Raw genomic sequence first — 23,340 nt, 5'->3', positions numbered from 1 at the left:
AGCGAAGCGATGTTCTACTCACCCACCACCCGCGGCTTCTACGCGGCCGAGATCCACGGCGGCACCATGCCCGAGGACGCGGTTGAGATCAGCGAGGCGGAGTATTCGGCGCTGCTGTCTGGGCAGGCGGCTGGCAAGCAGATCACCCCCGGGGCTGGCGGCCACCCGAAGCTGACCGATCCGCCGGTGCCGACGGCCGCCGAGCAACTGGCGGCATGGCGCAAGACTGCCGTCGTCAGCCGGATGCAGGCCCGCTCCATCCTGCACCTGAAGGGGCATCTGCCAACCGTCACCGCGGCGATTGCGGCGGCTGATCCCCTGGTGCAAATCGCCTGGGCCGACGCGCAACAGTTCGAACGGTCGAGCGCGGCTATTGCGGCCATGGCCGCAGCGCTGGGCATGACCGATGAGCAGGTGGACGAGCTGTTCCGCCTGGCTGCCACGATCAAGGCCTGACGGCACCTTTGACAGCTTTGGCGCGGGCTGGCATTGTTGGCCCGACGCCGTTCGGTGCCACCACCCGAGCCACCGAAAACCTTCAAGGGCGAACCCCTCCCGCGCATCTGAGACAGTCCGCCAAGCCCTGCTTGGAGACCCTCAATGCCCGAACAGTTCCTTCACGGGATCGAAACCGTCGAGATCGATGACGGCCTGCGCCCGATCCAGACCGTCAAGTCCTCGATCATCGGCCTGGTCGGAACCGCCCCCGCCGCGGACATCAACACCTTTCCTCTGGATACTCCGGTTCTGGTGACCGGCCCGCGCCTTGCGGCCAAGCTGGGGGTCGAGGGCACGCTGCTGGACGCCTACAATGCCGCCTATGCCCAAGGGGTGAGCGTGGCCATCGTCGTGCGCGTCGCGGCTGGCGCGACGTCGGCCGAGACGATCACGGCCGTGGCCGGTACGCCGGCGGGCGGCGACGGCGTCTGGGCGCTGCTGAATGCCACCAACCTGCTGGGTCAGACCCCGCGCATCCTGGCCGCGCCGGGCTGGACATCGACCCCGGCCGCCGATCCGGCATCGCCGGTGACCCAGGCGCTGGGGTCGGTTGCCACGCGCCTGCGGGCTGTGGCGATTGCCGATGGCCCCAACACCACCGAGGCAGACGCCCTGACCGACCGCGCCAAGTATGGCTCGGACCGGCTTTACATCGTCGATCCGGCCGTGCGCGCCTGGGACAGCACGACCTCGACCTATGTCACCCGCCCGGCCTCGGCCTATGTCGCGGGCGCCCTGTCGGCCATCGACGCAAGCCGCGGCTTCTGGTGGTCCCCCTCGAACCAGGTGCTGCAGGGCGTGGCGGGCACGGCGCGGCCCATCAGTTGGGGCATTTCGGACACCGATACCGAGGCAAACCGGCTGAACGAAAAAGAGGTGGCAACCATCGTCCGCAAGAACGGGTTCCGCCTCTGGGGCAACCGCAGCACCTCGACCGATCCGCTCTGGACCTTCCTGCCGGTGCGCCGCACCGCGGACATGATCTACGAAAGCATCGAAGAGGCGCTGCTCTGGGCGATGGACCGGCCGTTCTCGGCCCAGTTGCTGCGCGACATCCGCGACAGCGTGCAGGCCTATCTCGACACGCTCAAGACGCGCGGCGCGCTGCTGGGCGGCCGGGTCTGGATCGACCCGGAAGCCAACACCGAAACCACGCTGAAGGCGGGAAAGCTCTTCATCGACTTCGACATCGAGCCGCCGGCCCCGCTGGAGCATCTGACGATGCAGGCCCGGCGCAACGGCGACTACTACGAAGAGCTGGTGACCGCCGTCACCACCGGCCAGTAAGGAGGCATCCATGGCGCTGCCGCGCATCATCAAGAACTTCAACGCCTTCGTCGACGGCATCAGCTACTTCGGCCTCGCGTCCGAGGCAAAGCTGCCGGCGGTCAAGGTGCAGACCGAAGGCCACCGGGGCGCGGGCATGGACGGCCCGGTCGGCGTCGATGTCGGCATGGAGGCCCTGTCGGCCGAAATCACCTTCACCGAATGGTCCTCGGCCGTGCTGAAGAAGCTGGGCCGGACCGAACGCTTCGTGCTGCGGCCCGCCGCCGGCAGTTCCACCGATTTCAGCGCGACCACGATCATCGCCACGATGTCGGGCCTGATCACGGTGTCCGAACCCTCCGACCTCAAGCCCGGGACGGCCGCCACGCTGAAGATCGGCATGGATGTGCGGACCTACAAGCTCGAGATGGACAACGAGGTCATCTACGAGATCGACCTGGTCAATGCGATCCGCCGCATCGGCGGCGTCGACCAGCTTGCCGAAATCCGCCGCGCCATGGGCTTTTGAGGGATCACGACATGACCAGGCTTATCCAACCCATCCATCGCGGCGAGACGGTGATTGCCGAGGTGGCCGTTCGCAAACCCGACACCGGCGCCATGCGCGGCCTGAAGCTGACCGACGTGCTGCAGATGGACGTCAATTCCATGGTGCGGCTGCTGCCGCGCGTGACCGAACCCGCACTGATGCCGTCCGAGGTCGAGGCGCTGGAACTGCCCGATCTGCTGGCGCTCTCCAGCGAGGTGGTCGGTTTTTTCATGACGGCGGAGCAGATCCGGCAGGAACGCGCGACCCTGCAGTAGAGCTGCCCGACGATATCGAAGAGGCGATGGCCGACATTGCCGTCGTCTTTCACTGGCCACCGCAGGCCATGGACCCGATGACCCTGGACGAACTGGCCCGCTGGTGGGGCAAGGCGCGTGCCCGCGCCGGACGCGAGGATGCCGATGGCTGACCTGAACATCCAGCTAATCCTGCGCCTGGTCGACAAGGCCACCGCGCCCGCGCGCCTGGCGATGCGCGCGATCGAGCGGATCGGCGGCGAGGGCATGATGCGCAACGCCGCCCGGGGCAACCGCGGCGCGCATCTGATGGCAGCGGGCCTGGGCACCGTGACCGGGGCCGCCCTGAGGGGCGCGGCCGTGCTGGCCGCCTATCAGGGCACGGCGGCGGCGCTGACCGGGCTCTTCATCGGCCCGGCGGCGGAAATGGAGAAGTTCAAGATCCAGTTGACCAACCTGGAAGGCTCGGCCGAGGGCGCCGACAAAGCCATGGCGTGGATCATGGATTTTGCCGCAAAGACCCCGTTGCAACTCAACGAAACCATCGCGGCCTATGCCCGGCTTAAGGCCTTCGGCCTTGACCCGACCAATGGCTCAATGCTGGCGCTGGTCGACACCATGGCCGCGACGGGCGGCGGGGTCGAGCAGATGGACGGGCTTGTGTTGGCGCTGGGGCAGGCCTGGACCAAGGGCAAGCTGCAGGGCGAGGAAGCCATGCAGATGCTGGAACGCGGTGTGCCTGTCTGGGATCTGCTGGCGGCCAAGATGGGCAAGAGCTCGGCCGAGGTGATGAAGCTGGCCGAAAAGGGCAAGCTCGGCCGCAAGGAAATCCAGTTGTTGATGGACGCCCTGGGCGAAAGGAACGCCGGTGCGGCCGAGCGGATTTCGAAGTCCTGGGACGGTATCGTCTCGAACCTCAGCGACCAGTGGTACCGCTTCCGCGTCATGGTGATGGACAGCGGCGTCTTCGACTTCCTGAAGGAACAGCTTCGCGGTCTCCTCGACACGATCAATCAGATGGCCGCCGACGGTCGATTGCAGGCACTGGCGGATCAGGTTGCCCGCGCGCTGCTCCAAAGTCTTAAGGCCATGCAAGCCTTTGCACACCAAGCGGTCTCAGCCTGGAATGCGGTGACGCCGATCATCGCGCGAGTCGCCGATCTGCTGGGCGGCTGGGACAATCTGGCCTGGGTCGCGGTCTCGCTCGTCATGGGCAAGATCATCTGGGGCCTTGTCGGCGGGTTCGCCCAGTTGAGCTGGGGCATCCTGCTGGTTGTCCGCGGCCTGTTGGGTATGGTTGCCCAGGGCATTGTGGCGACCGGCATCTTCGGTCGCCTGGCGCTCTTGCTGCGCGGCGGGCTGGCCCGCGCCGTCGGTCTGCTGCGCACCGGCGCGCTGGCGGTGGGCGCTGCCATCCAGTGGCTGGCACGGGCCATTCTGTTGGCAGGCCGTGCCCTGCTGGCCAACCCGCTGATGCTGGCCCTGACGGCCATCGCCGGCATGGCCTATGTGATCTATCAGAACTGGGACGGGATCGTGTCCTACTTCCGGGGCAAGATCGACCGGGTGCGCGCCGCCTTTGACGAAGGGCTGCTGAACGGGGTGTTGAAGACCCTGTCCGAGTTCAACCCCTTCGTCCTGATGGCCGACGCGGCCGAGGGGCTGTTCACCTATATCACCGGCTGGTCCTTTGCCGATGTCACAGCAAGGATCACTGCCGCCTTCGACATCGACCTGCTTCAGGCCGGGATCGACATGATCCAGTCGCTCTGGGATGGCGCCAAGGCAAAGGTTGCCGAGTTCATCGAATGGGTTCGCAGCATCCCGGCGATGATCAAGGAGGCGTTCGGAAGCGTCGACCTGTCGGATGCCATCAATCTGGGGGTGACGCCCAATGTCGGCGTGCCCGGCACAGGCGGCGGCGTGCCGGCCCGACCCGGTGAGCCCGAGGCCTATGGCAAGGTTCTGGAAGGCATGGCCACTCCGCCCGGGCGTGCACTGGGCGGCCCTGTGCGCGCGGGCATGATCTATGAGTGGCAGGAACAGGGCCGCGAACTGTTCTCGCCCCGCACCGATGGCAATGTCATCTCGAACCGCCAGTTGCGCAGCCTGTCGGCCGGCGCGGGCAGCGGACGGCGGTCGGGCGGGTTGCACATCGGCGGCATCACCATCAACGCGGCACCGGGCCAGTCGGCCGGTTCGATTGCCCGCGCGCTCCGGCGCGAGCTTGAGGAGCTGACCCGCCAGAAGGGTTTTGCCCTGCACGATGGGGGCGACTTTGATTAACCTTGGCCTCAGCACGATCATGATGGCGCTGGGCGCCTTCCGCTTCGGCGTGAACCGCGCGAACTATCAGACCTTCACCCGCTCGGCCTCCTGGCGTTGGGAAAAGCAGGATCGCCTCGGCCGCGCCCCGGCGCTGCAATATCTTGGACCCGATGCCGGCGAGATCACCCTTGAAGGGGTCATTTATCCCCATTTCAAGGGCGGCTTGCGCCAGATCGAACTGATGCGCCTGGTCGCCTCGGCCGGGCAACCGCTGATCCTGGTCGACGGGCTGGGCTGGGTCTGGGAACGCTGGGTCATCACCGGCGTGGAAGAGACCAAGACGCTGTTCATGGCGGACGGTGCGCCGCGCAAGATCGAGTTCAGCCTGTCGCTCATGGCCTATGGGAGCGACCGCGCATGACGACGGTCTACCGCACCATTGCCGGCGACATGCTGGATGCGATCTGCAAGGCAAGGCTCGGATCCGAAACCCATGCCCCGGCCGTGCTGGCCGTCAACCCGCACCTGGCCGATCTGGGCGCCGTCTATCCCGCCGGCGTGCTGATCACGCTGCCGGTCGTGTCAGAGCCGGTGGCAACCGGCCAGATCCGGCTGTGGGGCCGCACATGAAGCCCGCGTTCCGCCTCATGGTCGCGGGCGAGGATGCCACCGGCGCCGTGGCCGACCGCCTGCTGAGCTTGATCGTCACGGATGAGGACGGCACCAAGGCCGACCGGCTGGAGCTGGAGCTGGACAACCGCGACGGCCAGCTGGCGATGCCGGACAAGGAGGCGAAGATCGAGGTCTCGCTGGGCTATGCCGGCGAACCGCTGGCCTTCCTGGGCGTGTTCGCGGTGGACGGGATTTCCGGCGGCGGGCCGGTCCTGTCGATGCGGATCACGGCCACCGCCGCCGACCTGAAGGGTGACATCCGCGCGCCCCGCACCCGCGCCTGGGAACGGAAGTCGCTCAAGGACATCGTCTCGACCATCGCCGGTGAGGCCGGGCTGAAACCTGTGGTCGGGGAAAGCGTGGCCGGCAAGGTCTGGGCCTATCTCGCACAGTCGGCGGAATCGAACCTGCATTTCCTGACCCGGATCGCCGCCACGCTGGATGCGACCTGCAAGCCGACCGGCGGGGCGCTGATCGTCCAGCGCCGGGGCGAGGGCAAGACGGCCGCCGGCGACACGCTGACACCGCCTGTCCTGCCGCGCTGGCGCTTCTCGTCCTGGGATTGGTCCTATGACGGGCGCGCCGTCTACAAGGCGGCCGAGGCCGAGTGGACCGAAACCGGCACCGGCACCACCCACAAGGTCAAGGTTGGCAGCGGCACCCCGCTGAAGAAGTTGCGCCACGCCTTTGCAACCAAGGCCGAGGCCGAACGTGCGGCCGAGGCGGCGGTTTCGGGGGCAGCGCGGGCGGCCATGACGATCAACGCCACGCTGTCGGGTTTCGAACCGGGCCTGCTGGCCGGGGCGACCGCCACGGTGGCAGGCCTGATCCCGTCAGAGCTGGATGGCGACTGGCATCTGGAAACCGTGTCGCACGAACTGACGGGCGGCGGCCTGATCACATCTTTCAGCGGCAAGAAGGGAGAGGCGGCATGAGCGTCACCTATGACTTCGCGGTCCGCGCGGGCAACAGCGGGACGACGAAGAACGAAGTGGGGCTGGTTCTGACGCACAAGGCGCGTTCGGCCGACGGCGCGGTCCAGCCGGTCGACCTGACCGGCGCCGATGTGGTGTTCACGGCCCGGCTGGTGCTGCGCAAGCCATCCGTCCTGCGCAAATCGTCGGGTGCCGGCGAGATCAGCCTGACCCCGGCCGAGGGTCGAATCCTGATCCCGTTCAGCGCGGCCGACACGCGCGCGCTGTGGGGCGAGGCGACCGGACCCGAGGTGATCCTGTCCTACGAAGTCGAGGTGCGCCGCACTGATCCGCCGTCGCAGCGGACCATCATGCAGGGCCGCCTGAAGGTGCTGCCCGGGGGGAACGATGACTGATATCGTCGAGGTGATGACGGAAAGCGGAACGGTGGTCGAGGTCATCACCGGCCTGGTCGGCCCACGGGGGCGCAGCGCTTACGGGGTTGCGCAGGACGCGGGCTTTGCCGGGACCGAAGCCGAATGGCTGTCGTCCCTGATAGGCCCGGTCGGGCGGAGTGCCTACAGGGTTGCGCAGGACGCGGGCTTTGCCGGAACCGAGGCCGAATGGCTGTCGTCCCTGATCGGTCCGACCGGGCGCAGCGCTTATCAAGTCGCGCTGGATACAGGCTTTGCCGGGACCGAGGCCGAATGGCTGTCATCCCTGATCGGCCCGGCCGGGCGCAGTGCTTACGAGATCGCCTTGGATGCGGGCTTTCCCGGGACCGAGGCCGAATGGCAGGAGTCCTTGGTTGGCCCCCCCGGGCGGAGTGCCTACAGGGTTGCGCTGGATGCGGGTTTTGTCGGGACCGAAGCCGAATGGCTGGAATCTTTGAACGCCCGCCCCGCATTCGTCGATTATGTGGGTTTTGAAGCCCCGACGGCCGACAGCGGCGCCACCACCTCCTTGCTGTTTGACGACGACGGCCGCGCGCTGGTGGTGTGGCGCGACGCAGCGGTCGCGGCCGACGCCGGCGTGGACATGTACATGTCCCGCGACTGGTGGGACCGGGCGGCCCCGGAAATCGGCCCTATCGTCGACAGCGTTCTCGAGACCCCGATCCAGACGGTTCATGGGGCCGGCCTCTACGAGGTGGTCACCGATGCCGCGGGGCAGGCGCTGATCGTGTGGCGCACCGAAGCCAGCGAATCTGACAGCGGCCTCGATGCGCACATGTCCCGCGCGTTCTGGGACCGTGGCGCAGCCAAGATGCGCAGCAGCGTGTCGACCACGGCGCTGCACGCGATCACCGGCAATGGCCAGTCTCTGCTGGTGGGCGGAGATTTCGCCGGCAGCGGTCTGACGGCGCCCGCGCTGCTGGCCCGGGCGATGCCCGGGACCACATTGATGCTTGCGGGCATGGTCAGGGGGGACGGCGTGCCGGTGGATACGGTCGCCGGCCCCGGATCGCCGGGCTACAACGAGGCCGTGCCCGCAACCGGCCTGACGACGGCGGCCGTCGGCACCACTGTCACGGCCGCCTGGCCGCTGGCAGCGGCGATCTCCCTCTATCGGATGGAGGCCGGGCTGCCGCTGGTGCCCGTCGTGACGCAGGCACACGGCATCGCCGGCATCCCGATTGAAGATATCGACGACGATACGACCACCGGCACAGGGTCGCTGACGGTTTGGAACAACCTTCGGTACTTCTACCAGCAGATGGTCGCGGTGGCCGCAGCTCAGGGCAAATCGCTCTATGTCCCCTGGCATCAATGGGTGCACGGCACCTCGGCCAAGTCGTACCCAGCCGGCGCCTATCTGACGCAACTCTGGCAATACACCGCAGACATGCGGGCGCTGCTGGCCAGCATCGGCGCGCTCGGCCCGGCGACGCTTCTGGTCAGTCAGTCGGGTGGCGATGCGAACACCAGTCAGCCCGGCGAAGACTGGCATGTCTGCGACGAGCAGTTGCAGTTCTGTGAAATGGGCGGGGGCGTGCTGACGACGCCGGAATACGCCTATCAGATCGCGGACAACAACGTGCACCCGGATGCGGTCTGGACAGTGCAGTCAGCCGAGGTTCAGGCGAGAGCGGCGGTCGAAACCGAGGCCGGCCGGCCCTGGACGATCCGCCGGCCAAAACCCAGCCTGATCGGATCGACCCTCATCCTCGACTATGACAGCCTGCGCCCTGGCGAATATCTGGCCGCGCATGACCCCGCCCGCTACGGCGGCCAGGGCATTGATGGGTGGCTGGGCTATGAGGTCGAGGGGGCGACGATCACCGATCTGGCGATCCGGGGGCGGACGGTGGCCCTCACCTGCAGTGCCCCGCCGACAGCCGTGCGCTATGCGCTGCAACGTCAGGACTGCACCGGATTTGCCGGCAACAAGTGGTCTGCCCATCGCGGGCTGCTGCGGACGTCGGACGTGTGGCCGTCGAAATTGCTGCCCGGAACCATGCTGTATCGCTGGGCCACCAACTTCAGGATTGCCTTTTAAGGGGGGTTAAATGCGCTTGAAATTCGGCTTCGTGGCACCGCCGTCTCGCACCTTCGGGGCCGTTGTTCCCATCGATACGCTGGTCGACCAGATCCCCGACGCGCTGGACATCTGGGCGCCGACCGAGGCCTCGATCACGCTGGCCGCGGGCAAGATCGCTGCCTGGACAGGCCGGAAGGCCGGGCGGGTGCTGGCGCAGGCCACTGCGGCGCGTCAGCCGGTGCTGGATGCAGGCCGCGTGCGGATGGGCAATGGGGCCGGGACGCCGGGCGCCTGCCTCGAACTGCAGGGAACGCAGATCGGCGCCACCGCCGCGCTCACCATCGCGCTCAACGTGACGATCGACGCCGCAGGGGTGACGGTCGACAACCACTTCACCCTGGGCGCCGCCGTTCCGATCTGCCGGCTGGCCTACAGGTATACAAACGGCGCGAAATACTGGCGCCACCAGAACCTGACGCAAAACATCGACACGCCTCTGCCCGCCGATTTCTCGGGCCGTTGCGGCGTGGTGCTGGTTGTCAACGGCACCTCGGCCACGCTGCACCTCAGCACCGGCAGCTCGACCACCGTCGTGCTCACCGGCGCGTTCACGTTGGCAACGCTTGCACTCGGGGCCGCCCAGGCCGCCCAGCCCGGCGACCTGCCGGGGTCGGTTGGAAATTTCGGGATCTGGAACCGCGCTGTTTCATCAGCCGAGCTGGCGACGCTGCTGGCCTGGGTGGCCTGAGGCCTCAAAGGGAGGCCAGAGGGGGTTGCCGCCCCCTCTGACACGGGGAAGCCGTCAGAAAGCCCCCGCCGACCAAACCATAGCTCATGGCCGCTCCACCCTCGCGAGGGCGCGGCACAGTCGAGCGATTCTGCCCATGATGTCGAGTCCTGAAACCGCAGCCGTCCGTTGCTGCGCCTGTCACCGCCTGCTATTCGTGGCAGAGCCTGATGCGGTGGCCGCAGCCATCCGTATCAAATGCCCCCGCTGCAAGGCGGTGAACATCCTGAGGCCGCACAGAGCCCCCGCGATCGAGCGCGACCAGCGCCCAACAGATCACCGGGGCAAGGCCCCAGGAGAATGACCATGACCCACCATTCCGAAGTTGCCCCTGTGCAACCGATTGCCCCCTGGATCGGCGGCAAGCGCAACCTTGCCAAACGCATCTGCGCGCTGATCGACGCGGACCGCGATCACACCACCTATGCCGAACCCTTCGTCGGGATGGGCGGCATCTTCCTGCGCCGCTCCTCGCGCCCCCGGGCCGAGGTGATCAACGACGCCGGCCGCGACGTGGCCACGCTGTTCCGCATCCTGCAGCGCCACTATCCGCAGTTCCTCGATGTGCTGCGATTCCAGTTGACGACGCGGGTCGAATTCAACCGCCTGGTCGACACCAACCCCGAAACCCTGACCGATCTGGAACGCGCAGCGCGGTTCCTCTACCTCCAGCGCACCGCGTTCGGCGGCAAGGTCAGTGGTCGCAACTTCGGGGTGCAGACCGGCCGCCCGGCGCGGTTCAACCTGACCACGCTGGAGCCGATGCTCGAAGACCTCCACAGCCGCCTGTCTGGCGTGGTGATCGAGTGTATGGATTTCGAGGTGTTCATCCGCCGTTACGACAGCCCCGGCACGCTCTTCTACCTCGACCCGCCCTATTGGGGCAGCGAGGGCGACTACGGCAAGCACCTGTTCAGCAGGGGCGATTTCGAGCGTCTGGAGGGGGCTTTAAGGGGCCTTAAAGGCCGCTTCATCCTGTCGATCAACGACGTGCCAGAGATCCGCAACCTGTTCGGTTGGGCGCGCATCGAGGAGGCGACGACGACCTATTCTATCGGAACAAAGGGCGGTCAGCCGGGTCGCCCCGAACTGCTCATATCTGATGCGGGGTGATCAGTCCGGCAGCGACATCCACATCACCCTGCAAGTGCACTGCTGCAAATCTTTCTGTCTCACCCTGCAAAAATTCGTGTCGCGCTACAGCCGCGGCGGTTAGGATGGGTTGACCACAATGCCCTTTTCCAGCCGCACCTCGCGAGAGGTCACTTGCGCGCGGAACGCGGCATCGTGGCTGACCAGCACAATGGCCTGGGGCAGGGCCAGCAGGATTTCCAGAAGCCGTGCCTCGTTTTCCGGATCCAGCGCATTGGTCGGCTCGTCCAGCAGCAGCACCTCGGGGTCCATCACCAGCACCGAGGCCAGTGTGATCAGCCGCTTTTCCCCGCCTGACAGGTGATGTGTCACCCTGTCCCGCAGGTGTCGCAGCGCCAGCCGGTCAAGGACTTCGTCCACCAGACGCAAGGCCTCGGCCCGGGATCGCCCCAGGTTCAGCGGGCCAAAGGCGATGTCCTCGGCCACCGTCGGGCAGAACAACTGATCATCGGGGTCCTGGAACACCAGCCCGATCCGCCGCCGCACGTCATGAAACGCGGCCTCGTGCCTGCGCTCCTGTCCGAAGGCCCGCACCCGGCCCCGCAGGGGCAGAACCAGCCCCAGCGCGATGCGCAGCAGCGTGGATTTCCCCGACCCGTTCGGCCCGACCAGGGCAACCCGCTCTCCTGCCGCCACGGACAGGCTGGCGCCGCGCAGCACGGGTGTCTGGCCCGGATAGGCGAAGTGGATCTCCTCCAGTTCAAGCAAGGTCGGCAAGGCACATCTCCAGCAGAACCAGCCCCAGAAGCCCGGCAAGAAACAGCACCGCCGCCAACCCGTCGATCCGGCCGAACCGCAGGTCCGACAGCAGCGGCAACCGCCCGGTGAAGCCGCGGCACTTCATCGCCTGCAGAATACGCTCAGACCGTTCCAGCGCGCGCACCAGCATCATTCCGACCAGTTGGCCAAGGCTGCGCCAGCAATGCCGGTTGCTGCCGGGGCGGAAAGCGCGCGCCTGCATGGCCTGCCGCGACCGGCTGTATTCGTCGCGCAACACTTCGATGTAGCGCACCGTGAACAGCAGCAGATGCACCAGCCGTTCCGGCACCCGCAGCCGCGCCAGCGCATGTCCCAGCACCACCGGCTCCATCGTGCCAACCAGCACCATCAGCGCCAGGATCACCGCATTGGCGGTCAGCGCAATTTCGACCGCCAGCCGCAGCCCTTCCGCACTGGCGACAAAGCCGCCGGGCACGACCAGAAGCGCCGTGCCCGGCGTCGAGAACGGCAGCAGCACGAGCATGAAGACAATGAACCCGTCCATCAGCATCATGCGTTTCAGGGTGGTTGCCACAGGCAGGCCGGATACCGCCAGCAGGGCCAGTGCCGCCGCCAGCGCCGCCACCAGTGCTGTCAGGCTGGATAGCCCCGTCACCACCACCGCGAAGGCCAGCGCCGCCAGAATACGTCCGCGCGGGTCCAGCCGCCGGACAAGCGGCGAAGGGCGGGGCGATAGCCCCACCGCGCCCGTTTCGCCAAGGCCAAGCAGATGTGCCACGATCAGCGCGCCAGGGGGCGGCGGCGCGCCGCGACATAGAAGCCGATCCCGAACAGCCCGGCGATGTAACCGATGCCGCCCAGGATGGATTGCAGATCGTTCTTCTCCTTGTAGGCGACGATCTCCTGTCGCAGGGGGCGCATCTCGTCGCGCACGATCCGGGCCATGGCGGCTTCATCCAGCGCGGGTCCGCTGGCGGTGGCCCCACCGGGGGAAGCGGCGGCCGGGGCAGGGACGGCGTCCGGGGCGGCGGTGGCTGCCGCTGGGGTGGCTTTGCCCAGGATGCCGCCCACATCGGCTGCGCTCATGGTCACCTCGGCCACATGGCCTGCCCCCAGATCGGCGCGGAACACATGGTCCACGGGTTCGGTCGGGGTGAACAGGAAAACACCGCCCTCGTCCGTCGTGGTTTCGCCCAAGGGGCGGCCGGCCGGGTCGGTTACGGTGACCTTGCTGTTCGCGGCCATGTCGCCGTTGGAAAACCCGATTTCGCCCTCGATCGCACGGCCTGCAGGATAGACCGAGGCAATCACCTTGTGCGCCAGGGCGGGCCACGGCGCCAGCATCAGGCAAAGGGCCACCGTTGCAAGATATCCGGCCTGTTTCATCGTGCCACCTCAAGAGCATGGAAGAGTTCGGGTTTCACCTTGCGGGCCAGCGATACCGCGGCAGCCGTCAGCACGCCTTCGATGGCCATCACCGGGATATGGGCAAAGAACACCAGCTTGGCAGCGGGCAGGAACTGTTCGCCGCTCAGCATCAGCGAAAGCGCGACGAACAGCGTTGTCAGCGCAATCGCCAGTGCGCCGCCGATACCGGCCCAGACCGTGGCGGTCAGGGCGGTTCCGCGGCGGATGAACGGGCCGCAGATCATTCCGACCAGCACCGCCGGCAGGGCGATGTTCACGGTGTTGACCCCCAGCACCGTGACCCCGCCAAAGCCGAAGAACACCGCCTGCAACAGCAGGCCCACGAACAGCGCCGGAAACGCGGCCCAGCCCAGGATTACCCCGGCCAGACCGTTCAGGATGAGGTGCACCGATGAAGGGCCGATCGGAACATGCACCAGCGAGGCCACGAAGAACGCCGCCGACAACACGCCGGCGGTGGGTATCTTTTCAACCGTCAGCGCCCGCAGGCCAAGTGCAATGCCCCCGGCCGCGATCACGGCGCCCCCGATCACCACGGGGTTGGACAGCGCGCCATCAACGATGTGCATGGCTTACTCCAGATCCCAGGCGCGCACCCAGATCACGGCGTCCTGACTCAGTTCCTTGCCTTCATGTTCCTTGGCCGGGCCGGACCCCAGCGCCGCAAAGCCCCACCAGCCGGCCTTGGGAACGCCAAAGGTGAAGGTTCCGTCGGCATCGGACACCACCACGACCGACCCGCCCGGCATTGGCCCGGCAACGGCCGATTTCGCCGTATTGGTGGCAAGGTCCGGCTCTGCGGCCATGAACTCGACCTCGATCTCGACACCGGGCACCGGCTTGCCTTCGGCCAGCACCTGCCCGCTGAAGGTTGAGCCTGCAATGATGTTGTAGGGCTTATTCAGCGGCAGGATCTCGGTCGCCAGACCCTGCGGCTCCATCCAGTCGGTCGGCAGTTCGGCATGGTTCAGATAGACCTTGGTCAGTTGCTGGATGAAGACATCCTCGCTGGGTTCCAGATAGGGGGCGGGTTCAACCACCAGCACATAATCGCCGGCCCTGGTCACCGGCACGCTGGCCTCATAGGCCGCCGCCGCATTTTCGCCGCCGGTAAAGGTGATCGGCTTCAGCCGATCCATCAGGTCGGTCTTCTTGCCCTTGTTCACGCTGTAGAAGGCCAGCGGTTGGCCCATGTCCATCACATGGCCGTTCTCGAAAGGGTGCCAGAAGATCAGCCGCAACGGCACATCGCCGGGGCCTTCGATGATGGGGTTTTCAACATGGATCAGTTGGAAATGCGCTGCGGCGGGCAAGGGCAGCAGGCAGGCCGCGGCGATCAGCGCGGCAGAGCGAAGGGTCATGGTCGTTCCTCTCTTGTGCCGTCAGAAGACGGAATCCAGAAAGGACGTTCGGGATGAAAGGCACGCAGGGCGTCGTTCCGGCTCTGCGAGCCAGACGCACACCCCGGCGTCCGGTTAACTGCAGGCGAAGATCGCTCTTCGCCATGCCTCGCCGGCAGGTCTCCTGGCTCGCGGGTCTTGGCTCGGCCGGCCTTCCCGGGCGATTGGCCCAGTGGCGTGTTCGGCGTCGCTCTCCGCTTACAGTTGCGGGGGCAGCCACGGAATTGGCCCCTGCGGGCCGCACCGTATTCCCTCTCTCCCCCTCGCCGCGCGATGATGCCCGGCAAGGGACCGATGATGCCCTTTACCGGCCATAACCGCCGCGGCATGTCAACCGCCTTTCCGCCGCAGGTTGCGAATAGGGGTGCCCTTGAGGATCGGACGCATCCGTGAAACCGTTTGCCCGCGAAAAGGCGGGGGGCGTGGTGGCGGACGGCGGCAACAGGGTTCTGGTCATCGGCGGCGGGTTCTCCGGGCTTTGCGCCGCCATCGAGGCGCGTGAGGCCGGGGCCGCCGTGATGCTGGTGGATGCCGCGCCGCGCGAGCTGTTGGGCGGCAACGCCCGCCATTGCCGCAACCTGCGTCTGGTCAACCCTGCCGAAACGCCCTTCCAGCGCGACAGTTACCCCGCCGCGGCCTTTCTGGCGGATCTTCGGCGCAAGGCTGCGCCTGATCCAGACCTTGCAGAGCGTCTGGCGGAAGGCGCGGGCGATCTGGGGCCCTGGCTTCTGGCGCAGGGGGTGGCTTTCGAACCCTGGGCCGACGGCAATCTGCCGTATTCCCGCCGAACCGTCTTTCTGCGCGGGGGCGGGCAGGCCTTGGTCAATGCCCTGATCCGCCGTGCTGTCGCCCTGGGGGTAGAGATTCGCACCGGCTGGCGGGTCCGTGCCCTAGATCCGGTCGCGCTGTCGTCGCAAACGGCCGCCCCGCTGCACATTCATGCCGACACGCCCGAGGGGCCGGTGCAGATTGCCGCCGCTGCCGTGGTGCTGACCTGCGGTGGTACGGGCGCAAACAGGGGCGAGCTGGCCCGCCACCTTGGCCCGCGCGCGGCGGTGATCGCCAATCGGGGCACCCCGTTCCAGCAGGGGGAACCGCTGCTTTGGCTGTTGTCGCATGGGGCTGCCGCCGCCGGTTTGCCGGGCGATGGCCACCTTGTCCCGGTTGATGCCCGCGCGCCACAAGACGATGCCGGAATCGTCAGCCGGCTGGACGGTATGCAGTTTGGCCTTGTCGTCGGCCCTGACGGCCGCCGCCTTGGCGATGAAGGCGCCACGATCAGCCCCGAGCGGTTCTCGCATTGGGCGCGTCTTCTGCAAGACCGGCCGGATCCGCGCGGCTGGATCATTCTGGGACCCGAGGGCACCGCCCGTCTGCCGCCGCTGATGTATCCGCCGCGGCGCGCGGCCACGCCCGTGGCGCTGGCCCTTGCCTGTGGCATCGACCCCGATGGCCTGACCGTCACGCTGCAAGAGATCAGGGATTGGCAGACCGGCGGTCCGCCGCCCGATCCACCGCGCACCCTGCGCGACACGGCCCCTCTGGGCCGGCTTGACGGCCCCCTTGCGGCCATCCCCATGCGGCTGGGGCTGGCCTTTACGCGCCACGGAGCCGCCGTCGACGCCAGTGCGCGAATCCGCCTGGCCGCAGGGGGCACCGCGCCGCGGCTTTTCGCGGCGGGCACCGCCATGTGCGGCCAGATCCTGGGCCCGGGCTACCTTTCGGGCATCGGGCTGACCATTGCCGGCGTCTTCGGCCGCATCGCCGGGCGCGAGGCGGCGGCGCTGGCCGGGCCTGCGGTTCTGACCGCGCAGAGGCCGGCCCTTGCAGACCGGATCGCCCCGTCTGCGCCGCCGCCGGAAGATCCGCTTGCCAATGCCCGGCGCACGATGAACCTGTGCAACACCTGCGGGTTCTGCAGCGGGCTTTGCGATGTCTTCCCGGCGGCCCAGTTGCGGCAGGGCTTGCGTGACGGCGATCTGCGCCATCTTGCCCATCTGTGCCACGATTGCCGGTCCTGTCACGCCGATTGCCAATATACCCTGCCGCATGAACTGGCGATCAACGTCCCCGCCGCGCTGGCCGAGGTGCGGGCGCAAGACTATGCCGGACCTTTGCCCCGGCAGGCTGCCGGCCCCCGTTCCGCGGTCTGGCTGTTCCTGTTCTGCCTGTTCGCGCCCGTGCTTGGCACCTTGCTTCTGGTGCCGCCGCAGGTGCTGTTCGCGCCTCAAGCCGGGGCGGGGGCCTTTTACCGGGTGATCCCCCATCCGGTAATGGCGGCGGGCGCGGCGCTGGCCTTTGCCGGGGCGGGCATGGTGCTGGCGGTAAGGGTCTGGCGCCACTGGCGCCGCTCGGGCGGCCCGGCCACGCGGCACAGCCCGGCCACGCTTTTCCGGGCGCTGACCGATGCCGCCACCCTGCGCAACCTTGGCCACGGCGCCCCCGGCTGCGAAGACCGGCAGGGCCGCGTCAGCCCGATCCGACGCCGTGCGCATCACCTGGCTGCCTATGGGTTTGGCCTGACCTTTCTGGCCACGCTGGCCGGGGCCTGGTTGCACAGCCGCGGCCAGGTGGCACCTTACCCGGTGGGCAGCCTGCCGGTTCTGCTGGGCGCGATCGGCGGTCTGGCGATGCTGGCCGGCCTCGCGCTGCTGGAGCGACGCAGCCGGTCGGCCGATCAGGCCCCGGCCAGTGCCCGTATGCTGGCCGAGGACCGCTTCGCCCGGGCCCAGCTTGCCGTCGTCGCCGGTTCCGGGCTGCTGCTTCTTGCCCTGCGCGAGACCCCCGTCATGGGCCTGATGCTGGCATTGCATCTGGGCAGCGTGCTGGGGTTTGCGCTGCTTCTGCCCTTTGGCAAGCTGTCGCACGGCGGCTGGCGCTTCGCAGCCCTGTTGCGCCATGCCGGCGAACGCGCGGCCCGCCGCCCCAGACCCGGTCAGGCTGACAAGTCCGACGCGCCGGGGGAATGAGCGATCAGATTGGAGTGTGTCAGGGGCGGCCGGATGTCCGGGGGGCTTGCCGCCTGATTGCGGCGGGCAAAGGCGGGCGACGGGACGGATGCAGTTTGCAAGTTGCCCCGCCGCGCGTTTGCAGGACAGCCGTCAGTCGTCCTGGCCCTCAGCCTCATGCCCGGGCGGGCGGGGGCGGCGGGTGGGCGGGTCGGTCTGCGGAAGGCCCGACCAGACCACAGGATATTCCAGCCAGCGCTGGATGAAGTTCCACGACTTGCGGTAATCGTCATGCGGCAGGGTGCAGGCAGAGCAGTCCTTGCGTGTCAGACCGTTCCGGTCCGTGTAGGTCGCGTAGGAACCCGGACATTCATAGGCGATCAGCGGACAGTAGCAGAACAGGCAGTTGAAATCGCCCTTCACGCCCTTGTGGCAGGGCAGGAACGGGCAGGCCGTGTTGGTGTAGCCCTTGAAGGCCTCATTCGTGGTCGTGTCCTTCGGCTGCATCGCTGGCCCCTTCGCCTGACGTTTCCGTGCCGGTCCCGGCGCCGGATTCGGCGCAAGGTCCTGATGCCACGCGAAAAACAGGAGACAGATCACAAGCGCGCACAGGCCGTGGCCCTGCACAGATCCTGTCCCCGGGCCCGCCGCCCGGCATCGGTTCGCGGTTCCGGCAGGTCTCCTGGCTTGCGGGTCATCGTCGGTCTGCCAGCCTTCCCGGCGCGCAGGGCGCCCGTGGCATCTTGGCAGGGACTCGCCGCTCACAGTTGCGGGGGCAGCGCCGGGGTTTCACCGGCTTCCCTCTTCGCCCCTTGCGGGGCACCGGAACGGGGGTATCAAAGGCCACTGTCCGCAAGCTGTCAAGGCAGCCCGGTCAGAAGCTTTGCTGCACCCGCAGATGGGTGTGGCTGTGCGGCTCCTCGCCCTCATGCGCATGGGTCTCGACATGTTCCTCAACCGGGATCAGCCCGGCCGCGCCATGCCGCACCCCGCGTTCCAGAAACAGTTGCGCCGCATAATCCGACACGCGGGCGAAGTCGCCGCGCAGCACGGAAATATCCACGGTTTCCCCGTGGTTGATCGGAATACTGGTGTGGAGCAGTATCTCGGAATGGCGTGCCAGCCGGCCTTCGCGGATGCGCTTTGCCAGCTCTGGCATCGTCTGGTCCACCGCGCAGGACACCACCGCGAAACAGCCCTGATCGGGCCGCGCCGCCGGTTCAACCGCCAGCCCGCGCCGGATCAGGTCGCGGATCGCCTCGGACCGGTTCTGCACCGGCGACCGTGCGACATAGGCCTCCAGCTCGGCGGCCAGTTCGTCATCCAGCGTGATGGTGGTGCGGATCATCAGGCCCCCTTTGAGACGGCAATGCACTGGCGCGCAAGGAAGGCGCGTTTAGCCCCAGACCTCGACAAACTCGCGCCATTCGCCTTTCGACATGCCCGAATCCTCCTGTCCCACCGTCTCGCCGGCCAGACGGCGCTTCAGAAGGGCCGTCGCCTTGGCCGAAAGCGTGATGCCGCCCATGCGGTAATCTTCAAAGGCAGCATAGGCGAGCGGCACCCAGTCCTTGACGCACTCGGCAATCGCCTTGGCATAGACCTGGATTTCGTATTGCGCATGGGCATCGGCCCGCAGCCGCAGGAAGTGGAACAGGTTGTGCAGGTCGGTCTTCCAGTACCACTGCGTATAGGTGTTCATCGGCAGGTTCATCCGCGCCAGTTCGCGGGCAAGGCCCTGCTGGCCGTCCTGCGAGAGCATTTCCTCGTAGTGGTCAAAGCAGGTGGCGGCGTCGCGCTTCAGCGTTTCCAGCACCCGCGCGGCTTCGGCGCCCGACAGAACCTCGCCCCGGCCCTGGTTGTTCACGGTCGATTGCGCGGCCAGGTGTTCGGGCGCCGGAATGTAGAACTCGCGGTCAAGGATCGAATAGCGGGCCGAGTATTCGTTGACGTTGGCGGTGCGGTGCCTGATCCACTGGCGGGCCACGAAGACCGGCAGTTTGACATGCAGCTTGATCTCGCACATCTCGAAGGGCGTCGAATGCCAGTGCCGCATCAGATAGCGGATCAGCCCTTCGTCGTTCGACACATGCTTTGTCCCGGCGCCATAGCTGACGCGCGCCGCCTGCACGATGGCGGCATCGTCGCCCATATAGTCGATCACCCGGATGAAGCCGTGATCCAGCACCTCATGCGCGCGGTAGAGATGCGCCTCCATCCCCGGAGAGACGGCACGCAGCGTGGGTTGCGGATGGGCCCTGGCGGCTTCGATCTCGGCGCGTTGGTCGGGGGTCAGCGGCATGGGCGGGGCCTTTCGGGGAAAATCGGAAACGAGTCGCTAGCCACTATATATGGTGTGCCATCCTACGGAAACCGCAGTAGGGCGGTGCGGCCAAGGTGCCGCGGAGGCGTGGCGCGACAGGGTGGCGCTTGGGGGATCGCGTGCTATCCTGTCCGATGACCGCGGCCAGACCGGCCCGCGCAAGGAGAGCAGATGCAGATCAGATACCTACACACCATGGTCCGGGTGCTGGACCTTGAGGCGTCCATCGCCTTCTACCGGCTGCTCGGGCTTGAGGAAACGCGCCGTTACGACAACGAAAGCGGCCGCTTCACGCTGGTCTTCATGGCCCCGCCCGGCCAGCCCGAGTGCCCGGTGGAACTGACCTGGAACTGGGACGGCGACAAGGCTCTGCCAAGCGACAGCCGGCATTTCGGCCACCTGGCCTATGAGGTGGAGGACATCCATGCGATGTGCGCGCATCTGATGGCGAACGGCGTGACGATCAACCGCCCGCCGCGCGATGGCCGCATGGCCTTTGTCCGCAGCCCGGACAATATCTCGATCGAGCTTTTGCAAAGCGGCCGTGCCCTGACGCCGGTTGAACCCTGGATCTCGATGCCGAACACCGGCCACTGGTAAGACAAGCGGCCGCGCAGGCGTGGCCCAGCCGGTTCGCGCGCCTGCCTCCGGCGGGGAAACTTGAGGACGGATGAAGTCAGGGGCGCAAGGCCTGCTGATTTCATCTGTCCCTAAATATCCCGGGGGTGCGGGGGCAGCGCCCCGCTTTTGTCTCAAATCGACCACAGGCTGAGCGTGTCAGGGCCAAGACGCCGGGTTTCGCGCAGGCGCAGGTGGGGGGCGTCGGCCAGATGGGAAAGGCCCAGCCGGGCCAGCGCCGGGGTGCCGTCGGCTCCGATCAGGCAGCCGGCCTGATAAAGGGCCAGGTCATCCACCAGACCGGCACCGATCAGTGCCGCCGCCAGTGTGCCGCCGCCTTCGCACAGGATGCGGGTCAGCCCTTCGCCGGCCAGCCGGGACAGTGCGGCGGTGGGGTCGATATGGCCTTCGGGTCCGGTCGTCACCTCAAGCAGCCGCGCCCCTGTCGCGGCCCAGGCCTGCCGCGCGGCGGCGGGGGCATCGGGGCCATGCAGCAGCCAGACCGGCAGGTCGCGGGCGGTTCGGCCCAGGCGGCTGTCTGGGGTGTGGCGCAAGCGGCTGTCCAGCACGATCCGCAGCGGCTGGCGCGCCGTGCCGAAGGCGCGGATCGTCAGGTCGGGGTCGTCGGCGCAGGCGGTGCCCGACCCGACCAGAACCGCGTCATGGGTCAGCCGCAGCAGGTGGCCATGTGCGCGGGCCTCGGGGCCGGTGATCCAGCGGCTTTCCCCGCTGGCGGTGGCGATGCGGCCATCCAGCGTGGTGGCCAGTTTGAGGGTCACGAAGGGCAGGCCACGGGTGACGCGCTTCAGAAACCCCGCCGTCACCCGCGCGGCTCCGGCGGTGCCGACACCCTCGGTGACCTCGACCCCGGCCGCGCGCAGCATCGCGTGGCCGCGGCCCGAGACGCGCGGGTCAGGGTCGGTCAGGGCGGTCACCACGCGGGCGACGCCTGCCGCGATCAGGGCTTCCGCGCAGGGGGGGGTGTGGCCATGGTGGGCGCAGGGTTCCAGCGTGACATAGGCGGTGGCCCCGGCGGCGCCCCGTCCGGCCTGTGCCAGCGCGCGGACCTCGGCATGGGGCCGGCCACCGGGTTGCGTCCAGCCGCGCCCGATGATCGCACCGTCCTTCACGATCACGCAACCGACCGAGGGGTTCGGCCAGGTCGCGCCCATGCCCCGCGCCGCAAGGCGCAGGGCATGGGCCATGTGGTCGGCGTCGCTCACTCTTCCGGCTTGTCGCTGGGGCGCAGCTCGCTGACGAAGCGGTCAAAATCGCCCGCAGCCTGGAAGTTCTTGTAAACGCTGGCAAAGCGCACATAGGCCACGGTGTCGATCCGGGCCAGGCTTTCCATCACGATCTCGCCGATCTGCTTGGACGGGATGTCGGTCTCGCCCAGCGACTCCAGCCGCCGCACGATGCCGGAAATCATCTGGTCAATGCGTTCGGGGTCGATCGGGCGTTTCTGCATCGCGATGCGGATCGAGCGTTCCAGCTTGTCGCGGTCGAAATCCTCGCGCTTGCCAGAGGATTTGATCACCACCAGATCGCGAAGCTGCACGCGTTCATAGGTGGTGAAGCGTCCGCCACAGGCGGGGCAGAAACGGCGTCGGCGGATGGACACATGGTCTTCCGCCGGGCGGCTGTCTTTCACCTGGGTGTCGATATTGCCGCAGAATGGGCAGCGCATCCGCTCCCTCCTTGCTTGTTTTTATAGGCCTGCCTCAAGGTCCGGGTGTTCCCCCCGGTATCCGACGCAGACTATAGGGGCAGGCGCGGCATATGGGCCAGCCAGAAACGCCCGGCCCCGTATCTGGGGGGCCAGGTGTGGCACGGGGGACTCAGCCGGTGCGGCCAGGGGCGGTGAACCGGCCCTTCCGGCTGCGCCCCGCTTGCCGGCGCTGGCCGGTGATCATTGGGGTCACCAGATCCTCGCGCTTCCAGAAGCGGTAGAACAGAATGGCGGCGACATGCAGCACCACCAGCGCCAGCAGCACGACGGCCAGCGTATGGTGCATCCCCAGCGCCCAGCGGTTCCAGTCGGCAGAGACCATGCCGGCCAGCGGCCCGGTGTTGATGTAATCCTCGGGGTCAAGGATCAGCCCGGTGGCCACCTGCGCCGCCAGCATCGCCAGCATCGCCACGATGGACCAGCCGCCCAGCGGGTTATGCCCCCTGGGATGCACCGATGTGCGCGCGGGCAGGGTGCGGACATAGGCGATCACCGTGCCGGGGCCGCGCAGGAATGAGGTGAAGCGGGCATTGCGCGGGCCGACAAAACCCCAGAGCAGCCGGAACACGATCAGCGCGGCCACCGCATAGCCGGCCCAGAAATGCAGCGTCATCTGCAAGGGGCCGAACTGGCCCAGCAGCCACCCGCCGATGACAGCCACCGCCAGCGCCCAGTGAAAGGCGCGCAGGGCCGGGTCCCAGATCTGTTCGTTCTGCTTGGTCATTCTTCGTCTCGCATCAAGGGGAAGGGGGCCGGGCGCAAGGCCCGGCCGTCAGGGTCATTCCGGCACGCGATAGGCGTCGTGGCAGGATTTGCAGGTGCCGCCCAGCTTGCCGAAGGCCGCACCGAAGGCGGCGGCATCGCCGGCATTGGCGGCGGCAATCACCTCGGCCCCGGCTTCATGCATTGCCTTGCCCTTGGCGCCGACATCTTCCCCGTTTTCCCAGATCTTCGCCATGGCGCGGGTCTTGCCGGGGAATTCGGCGTCCGAGGTGCCGGGGGCGAACAACGGCGCCACATCGGTGGCCAGGATCGCCTCCAGTTTGGCGGCTTCGGCCTTGGCGGCCTCGGCATCAAAGCTCTTGGCAAGGCCAGCCATCGGCTTCATCACGCCCCCCAGAGATTTGTAATAATCCTGACGGGCGGTGATGGTCGCCATCGGGTCGGCGGCATAGGCGATGCCAGCCAAAAGCCCCGCAATGGCGGTTCCGTAAATGATCTTACGCATGGGTCTCTCCTGTCATGCAAGATGGGTCTGATCCCCCCTATACGAAGGCAGTCGGGGATTCCGTCGTAAAAATATTGTCATTTGAGAATATGTTAGATACATAT

At 67.3% G+C, this 23,340-nt stretch carries 28 protein-coding genes and 2 riboswitches; of the genes, 16 read left to right on the top strand and 12 right to left on the bottom strand.

Features of this window, described 5'->3' with window-relative positions:
- Window positions 1-9: 9 nt before the first annotated feature.
- The 14 genes from C5F44_RS02415 (at window position 10) to C5F44_RS02350 (ending at window position 10,803) form a co-directional block, all read left to right on the top strand.
- Window positions 10-456 (top strand): hypothetical protein, encoded by a 447-nt coding sequence (locus C5F44_RS02415; protein ID WP_107671921.1) that lies wholly within the window; start codon window positions 10-12, stop codon window positions 454-456.
- A gap of 144 nt (window positions 457-600) precedes the next feature.
- Window positions 601-1,785 (top strand): phage tail sheath subtilisin-like domain-containing protein, encoded by a 1,185-nt coding sequence (locus C5F44_RS02410; protein ID WP_107671920.1) that lies wholly within the window; start codon window positions 601-603, stop codon window positions 1,783-1,785.
- 10 nt (window positions 1,786-1,795) lie between these two features.
- Window positions 1,796-2,293 (top strand): phage major tail tube protein, encoded by a 498-nt coding sequence (locus tag C5F44_RS02405; RefSeq protein WP_107671919.1) that lies wholly within the window; start codon window positions 1,796-1,798, stop codon window positions 2,291-2,293.
- Window positions 2,294-2,304: 11 nt separating this feature from the next.
- On the top strand, window positions 2,305-2,589 hold the full coding sequence (locus C5F44_RS02400) for a phage tail assembly protein (RefSeq protein ID WP_107671918.1): 285 nt from the start codon (window positions 2,305-2,307) through the stop codon (window positions 2,587-2,589).
- 26 nt (window positions 2,590-2,615) lie between these two features.
- Window positions 2,616-2,741, top strand: coding sequence for a GpE family phage tail protein (locus C5F44_RS02395; RefSeq protein WP_107671917.1), 126 nt, complete (start codon window positions 2,616-2,618; stop codon window positions 2,739-2,741).
- Window positions 2,734-4,854: a tape measure protein gene (locus C5F44_RS02390; protein WP_107671916.1), complete on the top strand. Its 2,121-nt coding sequence runs from the start codon at window positions 2,734-2,736 to the stop codon at window positions 4,852-4,854. The genes C5F44_RS02395 and C5F44_RS02390 overlap by 8 nt, the downstream gene beginning before the upstream one ends.
- Entirely contained in the window at window positions 4,835-5,257 is a 423-nt protein-coding gene (locus C5F44_RS02385; RefSeq protein WP_235822484.1) for a phage tail protein, read from the top strand. The genes C5F44_RS02390 and C5F44_RS02385 overlap by 20 nt, the downstream gene beginning before the upstream one ends.
- Window positions 5,254-5,466 (top strand): tail protein X, encoded by a 213-nt coding sequence (locus C5F44_RS02380; RefSeq protein WP_107671914.1) that lies wholly within the window; start codon window positions 5,254-5,256, stop codon window positions 5,464-5,466. Before C5F44_RS02385 ends, C5F44_RS02380 begins: the two co-directional genes overlap by 4 nt.
- On the top strand, window positions 5,463-6,443 hold the full coding sequence (locus tag C5F44_RS02375; protein WP_107671913.1) for a phage late control D family protein: 981 nt from the start codon (window positions 5,463-5,465) through the stop codon (window positions 6,441-6,443). Before C5F44_RS02380 ends, C5F44_RS02375 begins: the two co-directional genes overlap by 4 nt.
- Window positions 6,440-6,838, top strand: coding sequence for a hypothetical protein (locus tag C5F44_RS02370; protein ID WP_107671912.1), 399 nt, complete (start codon window positions 6,440-6,442; stop codon window positions 6,836-6,838). The genes C5F44_RS02375 and C5F44_RS02370 overlap by 4 nt, the downstream gene beginning before the upstream one ends.
- The gene (locus C5F44_RS02365; protein WP_107671911.1) at window positions 6,831-8,921 is read left to right on the top strand and encodes a hypothetical protein; all 2,091 of its coding nucleotides are present in this window, start codon (window positions 6,831-6,833) and stop codon (window positions 8,919-8,921) included. The genes C5F44_RS02370 and C5F44_RS02365 overlap by 8 nt, the downstream gene beginning before the upstream one ends.
- 10 nt (window positions 8,922-8,931) lie before the next feature.
- Entirely contained in the window at window positions 8,932-9,651 is a 720-nt protein-coding gene (locus C5F44_RS02360; RefSeq protein ID WP_107671910.1) for a hypothetical protein, read from the top strand.
- A gap of 136 nt (window positions 9,652-9,787) precedes the next feature.
- A complete protein-coding gene (locus C5F44_RS18305; RefSeq protein ID WP_107671909.1) occupies window positions 9,788-9,994 on the top strand; it encodes a Com family DNA-binding transcriptional regulator in 207 nt (68 codons plus the stop codon).
- 2 nt (window positions 9,995-9,996) lie between these two features.
- The gene (locus C5F44_RS02350) at window positions 9,997-10,803 is read left to right on the top strand and encodes a DNA adenine methylase (protein ID WP_219908654.1); all 807 of its coding nucleotides are present in this window, start codon (window positions 9,997-9,999) and stop codon (window positions 10,801-10,803) included.
- Between the two features lie 99 nt (window positions 10,804-10,902).
- On the opposite strand, the gene C5F44_RS02345 is transcribed toward C5F44_RS02350, so the two are convergent.
- From C5F44_RS02345 to C5F44_RS02325, 5 genes are read right to left on the bottom strand one after another with little or no spacing between them, the layout of a single operon-like run.
- The gene (locus tag C5F44_RS02345) at window positions 10,903-11,559 is read right to left on the bottom strand and encodes an energy-coupling factor ABC transporter ATP-binding protein (RefSeq protein WP_107671907.1); all 657 of its coding nucleotides are present in this window, start codon (window positions 11,557-11,559) and stop codon (window positions 10,903-10,905) included.
- Window positions 11,543-12,340: a cobalt ECF transporter T component CbiQ gene (gene cbiQ / locus C5F44_RS02340; RefSeq protein WP_412917519.1), complete on the bottom strand. Its 798-nt coding sequence runs from the start codon at window positions 12,338-12,340 to the stop codon at window positions 11,543-11,545. The genes C5F44_RS02345 and cbiQ overlap by 17 nt, the downstream gene beginning before the upstream one ends.
- A 2-nt stretch (window positions 12,341-12,342) precedes the next feature.
- The gene (locus C5F44_RS02335; RefSeq protein WP_107671906.1) at window positions 12,343-12,948 is read right to left on the bottom strand and encodes a cobalt ABC transporter permease; all 606 of its coding nucleotides are present in this window, start codon (window positions 12,946-12,948) and stop codon (window positions 12,343-12,345) included.
- Window positions 12,945-13,559 (bottom strand): cobalt transporter CbiM, encoded by a 615-nt coding sequence (gene cbiM, locus C5F44_RS02330; RefSeq protein ID WP_107671905.1) that lies wholly within the window; start codon window positions 13,557-13,559, stop codon window positions 12,945-12,947. The genes C5F44_RS02335 and cbiM overlap by 4 nt, the downstream gene beginning before the upstream one ends.
- A 3-nt stretch (window positions 13,560-13,562) precedes the next feature.
- Complete coding sequence (locus tag C5F44_RS02325) at window positions 13,563-14,351, bottom strand: DUF4198 domain-containing protein (RefSeq protein WP_107671904.1); 789 nt, start codon at window positions 14,349-14,351, stop codon at window positions 13,563-13,565.
- Window positions 14,352-14,487: 136 nt separating this feature from the next.
- A riboswitch (cobalamin riboswitch) is annotated at window positions 14,488-14,701 on the bottom strand.
- Between the two features lie 78 nt (window positions 14,702-14,779).
- Between C5F44_RS02325 and tcuA the strand changes: the two genes are divergently transcribed.
- Window positions 14,780-17,359 (top strand): FAD-dependent tricarballylate dehydrogenase TcuA, encoded by a 2,580-nt coding sequence (gene tcuA, locus C5F44_RS17740; protein WP_328588448.1) that lies wholly within the window; start codon window positions 14,780-14,782, stop codon window positions 17,357-17,359.
- Between the two features lie 132 nt (window positions 17,360-17,491).
- Here tcuA and C5F44_RS02315 read toward each other — a convergent pair whose 3' ends face one another.
- From C5F44_RS02315 to thyX, 3 genes are all read right to left on the bottom strand, one after another.
- On the bottom strand, window positions 17,492-17,845 hold the full coding sequence (locus tag C5F44_RS02315) for a cysteine-rich small domain-containing protein (RefSeq protein WP_107671903.1): 354 nt from the start codon (window positions 17,843-17,845) through the stop codon (window positions 17,492-17,494).
- 148 nt (window positions 17,846-17,993) lie between these two features.
- Window positions 17,994-18,180: riboswitch (cobalamin riboswitch) on the bottom strand.
- Between the two features lie 32 nt (window positions 18,181-18,212).
- Window positions 18,213-18,686, bottom strand: a complete 474-nt coding sequence (gene nikR, locus C5F44_RS02310; protein ID WP_107671902.1) for a nickel-responsive transcriptional regulator NikR — start codon at window positions 18,684-18,686, stop codon at window positions 18,213-18,215.
- Between the two features lie 48 nt (window positions 18,687-18,734).
- Window positions 18,735-19,640 (bottom strand): FAD-dependent thymidylate synthase, encoded by a 906-nt coding sequence (thyX, locus tag C5F44_RS02305; RefSeq protein WP_107671901.1) that lies wholly within the window; start codon window positions 19,638-19,640, stop codon window positions 18,735-18,737.
- A 192-nt stretch (window positions 19,641-19,832) separates the two neighbouring features.
- On the opposite strand from thyX, the gene C5F44_RS02300 reads away from it, so the two are divergent.
- On the top strand, window positions 19,833-20,261 hold the full coding sequence (locus C5F44_RS02300) for a VOC family protein (RefSeq protein ID WP_107671900.1): 429 nt from the start codon (window positions 19,833-19,835) through the stop codon (window positions 20,259-20,261).
- Between the two features lie 152 nt (window positions 20,262-20,413).
- On the opposite strand, the gene ribD is transcribed toward C5F44_RS02300, so the two are convergent.
- The 4 genes from ribD to C5F44_RS02280 all read right to left on the bottom strand — a co-directional run bounded on the left by ribD (window position 20,414) and on the right by C5F44_RS02280 (window position 23,236).
- Entirely contained in the window at window positions 20,414-21,484 is a 1,071-nt protein-coding gene (ribD, locus tag C5F44_RS02295) for a bifunctional diaminohydroxyphosphoribosylaminopyrimidine deaminase/5-amino-6-(5-phosphoribosylamino)uracil reductase RibD (RefSeq protein WP_107672162.1), read from the bottom strand.
- A gap of 14 nt (window positions 21,485-21,498) precedes the next feature.
- Window positions 21,499-21,966 (bottom strand): transcriptional regulator NrdR, encoded by a 468-nt coding sequence (gene nrdR / locus C5F44_RS02290; protein WP_107671899.1) that lies wholly within the window; start codon window positions 21,964-21,966, stop codon window positions 21,499-21,501.
- 151 nt (window positions 21,967-22,117) lie between these two features.
- Window positions 22,118-22,732, bottom strand: coding sequence for a cytochrome b/b6 domain-containing protein (locus C5F44_RS02285; protein ID WP_107671898.1), 615 nt, complete (start codon window positions 22,730-22,732; stop codon window positions 22,118-22,120).
- 54 nt (window positions 22,733-22,786) lie between these two features.
- Window positions 22,787-23,236, bottom strand: a complete 450-nt coding sequence (locus C5F44_RS02280; protein ID WP_107671897.1) for a c-type cytochrome — start codon at window positions 23,234-23,236, stop codon at window positions 22,787-22,789.
- Between the last annotated feature and the right edge of the window lie 104 nt (window positions 23,237-23,340).

The organism is Fuscovulum blasticum DSM 2131, assembly GCF_003034965.1.
Taxonomy (GTDB): Bacteria; Pseudomonadota; Alphaproteobacteria; order Rhodobacterales; family Rhodobacteraceae; genus Pseudogemmobacter; species Pseudogemmobacter blasticus.
This window is presented reverse-complemented; position numbering and strand designations above follow the sequence as displayed.

What these genes read in the sequence shown, in the direction of transcription:
- C5F44_RS02415 (WP_107671921.1), top strand. Translation starts at nt 10, where the DNA reads ATGTTCTACTCACCCACCACCCGCGGCTTCTACGCGGCCGAGATCCAC.
- C5F44_RS02410 (WP_107671920.1), top strand. Translation starts at nt 601, where the DNA reads ATGCCCGAACAGTTCCTTCACGGGATCGAAACCGTCGAGATCGATGAC.
- C5F44_RS02405 (WP_107671919.1), top strand. Translation starts at nt 1,796, where the DNA reads ATGGCGCTGCCGCGCATCATCAAGAACTTCAACGCCTTCGTCGACGGC.
- C5F44_RS02400 (WP_107671918.1), top strand. Translation starts at nt 2,305, where the DNA reads ATGACCAGGCTTATCCAACCCATCCATCGCGGCGAGACGGTGATTGCC.
- C5F44_RS02395 (WP_107671917.1), top strand. Translation starts at nt 2,616, where the DNA reads ATGGCCGACATTGCCGTCGTCTTTCACTGGCCACCGCAGGCCATGGAC.
- C5F44_RS02390 (WP_107671916.1), top strand. Translation starts at nt 2,734, where the DNA reads ATGGCTGACCTGAACATCCAGCTAATCCTGCGCCTGGTCGACAAGGCC.
- C5F44_RS02385 (WP_235822484.1), top strand. Translation starts at nt 4,835, where the DNA reads ATGGGGGCGACTTTGATTAACCTTGGCCTCAGCACGATCATGATGGCG.
- C5F44_RS02380 (WP_107671914.1), top strand. Translation starts at nt 5,254, where the DNA reads ATGACGACGGTCTACCGCACCATTGCCGGCGACATGCTGGATGCGATC.
- C5F44_RS02375 (WP_107671913.1), top strand. Translation starts at nt 5,463, where the DNA reads ATGAAGCCCGCGTTCCGCCTCATGGTCGCGGGCGAGGATGCCACCGGC.
- C5F44_RS02370 (WP_107671912.1), top strand. Translation starts at nt 6,440, where the DNA reads ATGAGCGTCACCTATGACTTCGCGGTCCGCGCGGGCAACAGCGGGACG.
- C5F44_RS02365 (WP_107671911.1), top strand. Translation starts at nt 6,831, where the DNA reads ATGACTGATATCGTCGAGGTGATGACGGAAAGCGGAACGGTGGTCGAG.
- C5F44_RS02360 (WP_107671910.1), top strand. Translation starts at nt 8,932, where the DNA reads ATGCGCTTGAAATTCGGCTTCGTGGCACCGCCGTCTCGCACCTTCGGG.
- C5F44_RS18305 (WP_107671909.1), top strand. Translation starts at nt 9,788, where the DNA reads ATGATGTCGAGTCCTGAAACCGCAGCCGTCCGTTGCTGCGCCTGTCAC.
- C5F44_RS02350 (WP_219908654.1), top strand. Translation starts at nt 9,997, where the DNA reads ATGACCCACCATTCCGAAGTTGCCCCTGTGCAACCGATTGCCCCCTGG.
- C5F44_RS02335 (WP_107671906.1), bottom strand. Translation starts at nt 12,948, where the DNA reads ATGAAACAGGCCGGATATCTTGCAACGGTGGCCCTTTGCCTGATGCTG.
- cbiM (WP_107671905.1), bottom strand. Translation starts at nt 13,559, where the DNA reads ATGCACATCGTTGATGGCGCGCTGTCCAACCCCGTGGTGATCGGGGGC.
- C5F44_RS02325 (WP_107671904.1), bottom strand. Translation starts at nt 14,351, where the DNA reads ATGACCCTTCGCTCTGCCGCGCTGATCGCCGCGGCCTGCCTGCTGCCC.
- C5F44_RS02315 (WP_107671903.1), bottom strand. Translation starts at nt 17,845, where the DNA reads ATGCAGCCGAAGGACACGACCACGAATGAGGCCTTCAAGGGCTACACC.
- nikR (WP_107671902.1), bottom strand. Translation starts at nt 18,686, where the DNA reads ATGATCCGCACCACCATCACGCTGGATGACGAACTGGCCGCCGAGCTG.
- thyX (WP_107671901.1), bottom strand. Translation starts at nt 19,640, where the DNA reads ATGCCGCTGACCCCCGACCAACGCGCCGAGATCGAAGCCGCCAGGGCC.
- C5F44_RS02300 (WP_107671900.1), top strand. Translation starts at nt 19,833, where the DNA reads ATGCAGATCAGATACCTACACACCATGGTCCGGGTGCTGGACCTTGAG.
- ribD (WP_107672162.1), bottom strand. Translation starts at nt 21,484, where the DNA reads ATGGCCCATGCCCTGCGCCTTGCGGCGCGGGGCATGGGCGCGACCTGG.
- nrdR (WP_107671899.1), bottom strand. Translation starts at nt 21,966, where the DNA reads ATGCGCTGCCCATTCTGCGGCAATATCGACACCCAGGTGAAAGACAGC.
- C5F44_RS02285 (WP_107671898.1), bottom strand. Translation starts at nt 22,732, where the DNA reads ATGACCAAGCAGAACGAACAGATCTGGGACCCGGCCCTGCGCGCCTTT.
- C5F44_RS02280 (WP_107671897.1), bottom strand. Translation starts at nt 23,236, where the DNA reads ATGCGTAAGATCATTTACGGAACCGCCATTGCGGGGCTTTTGGCTGGC.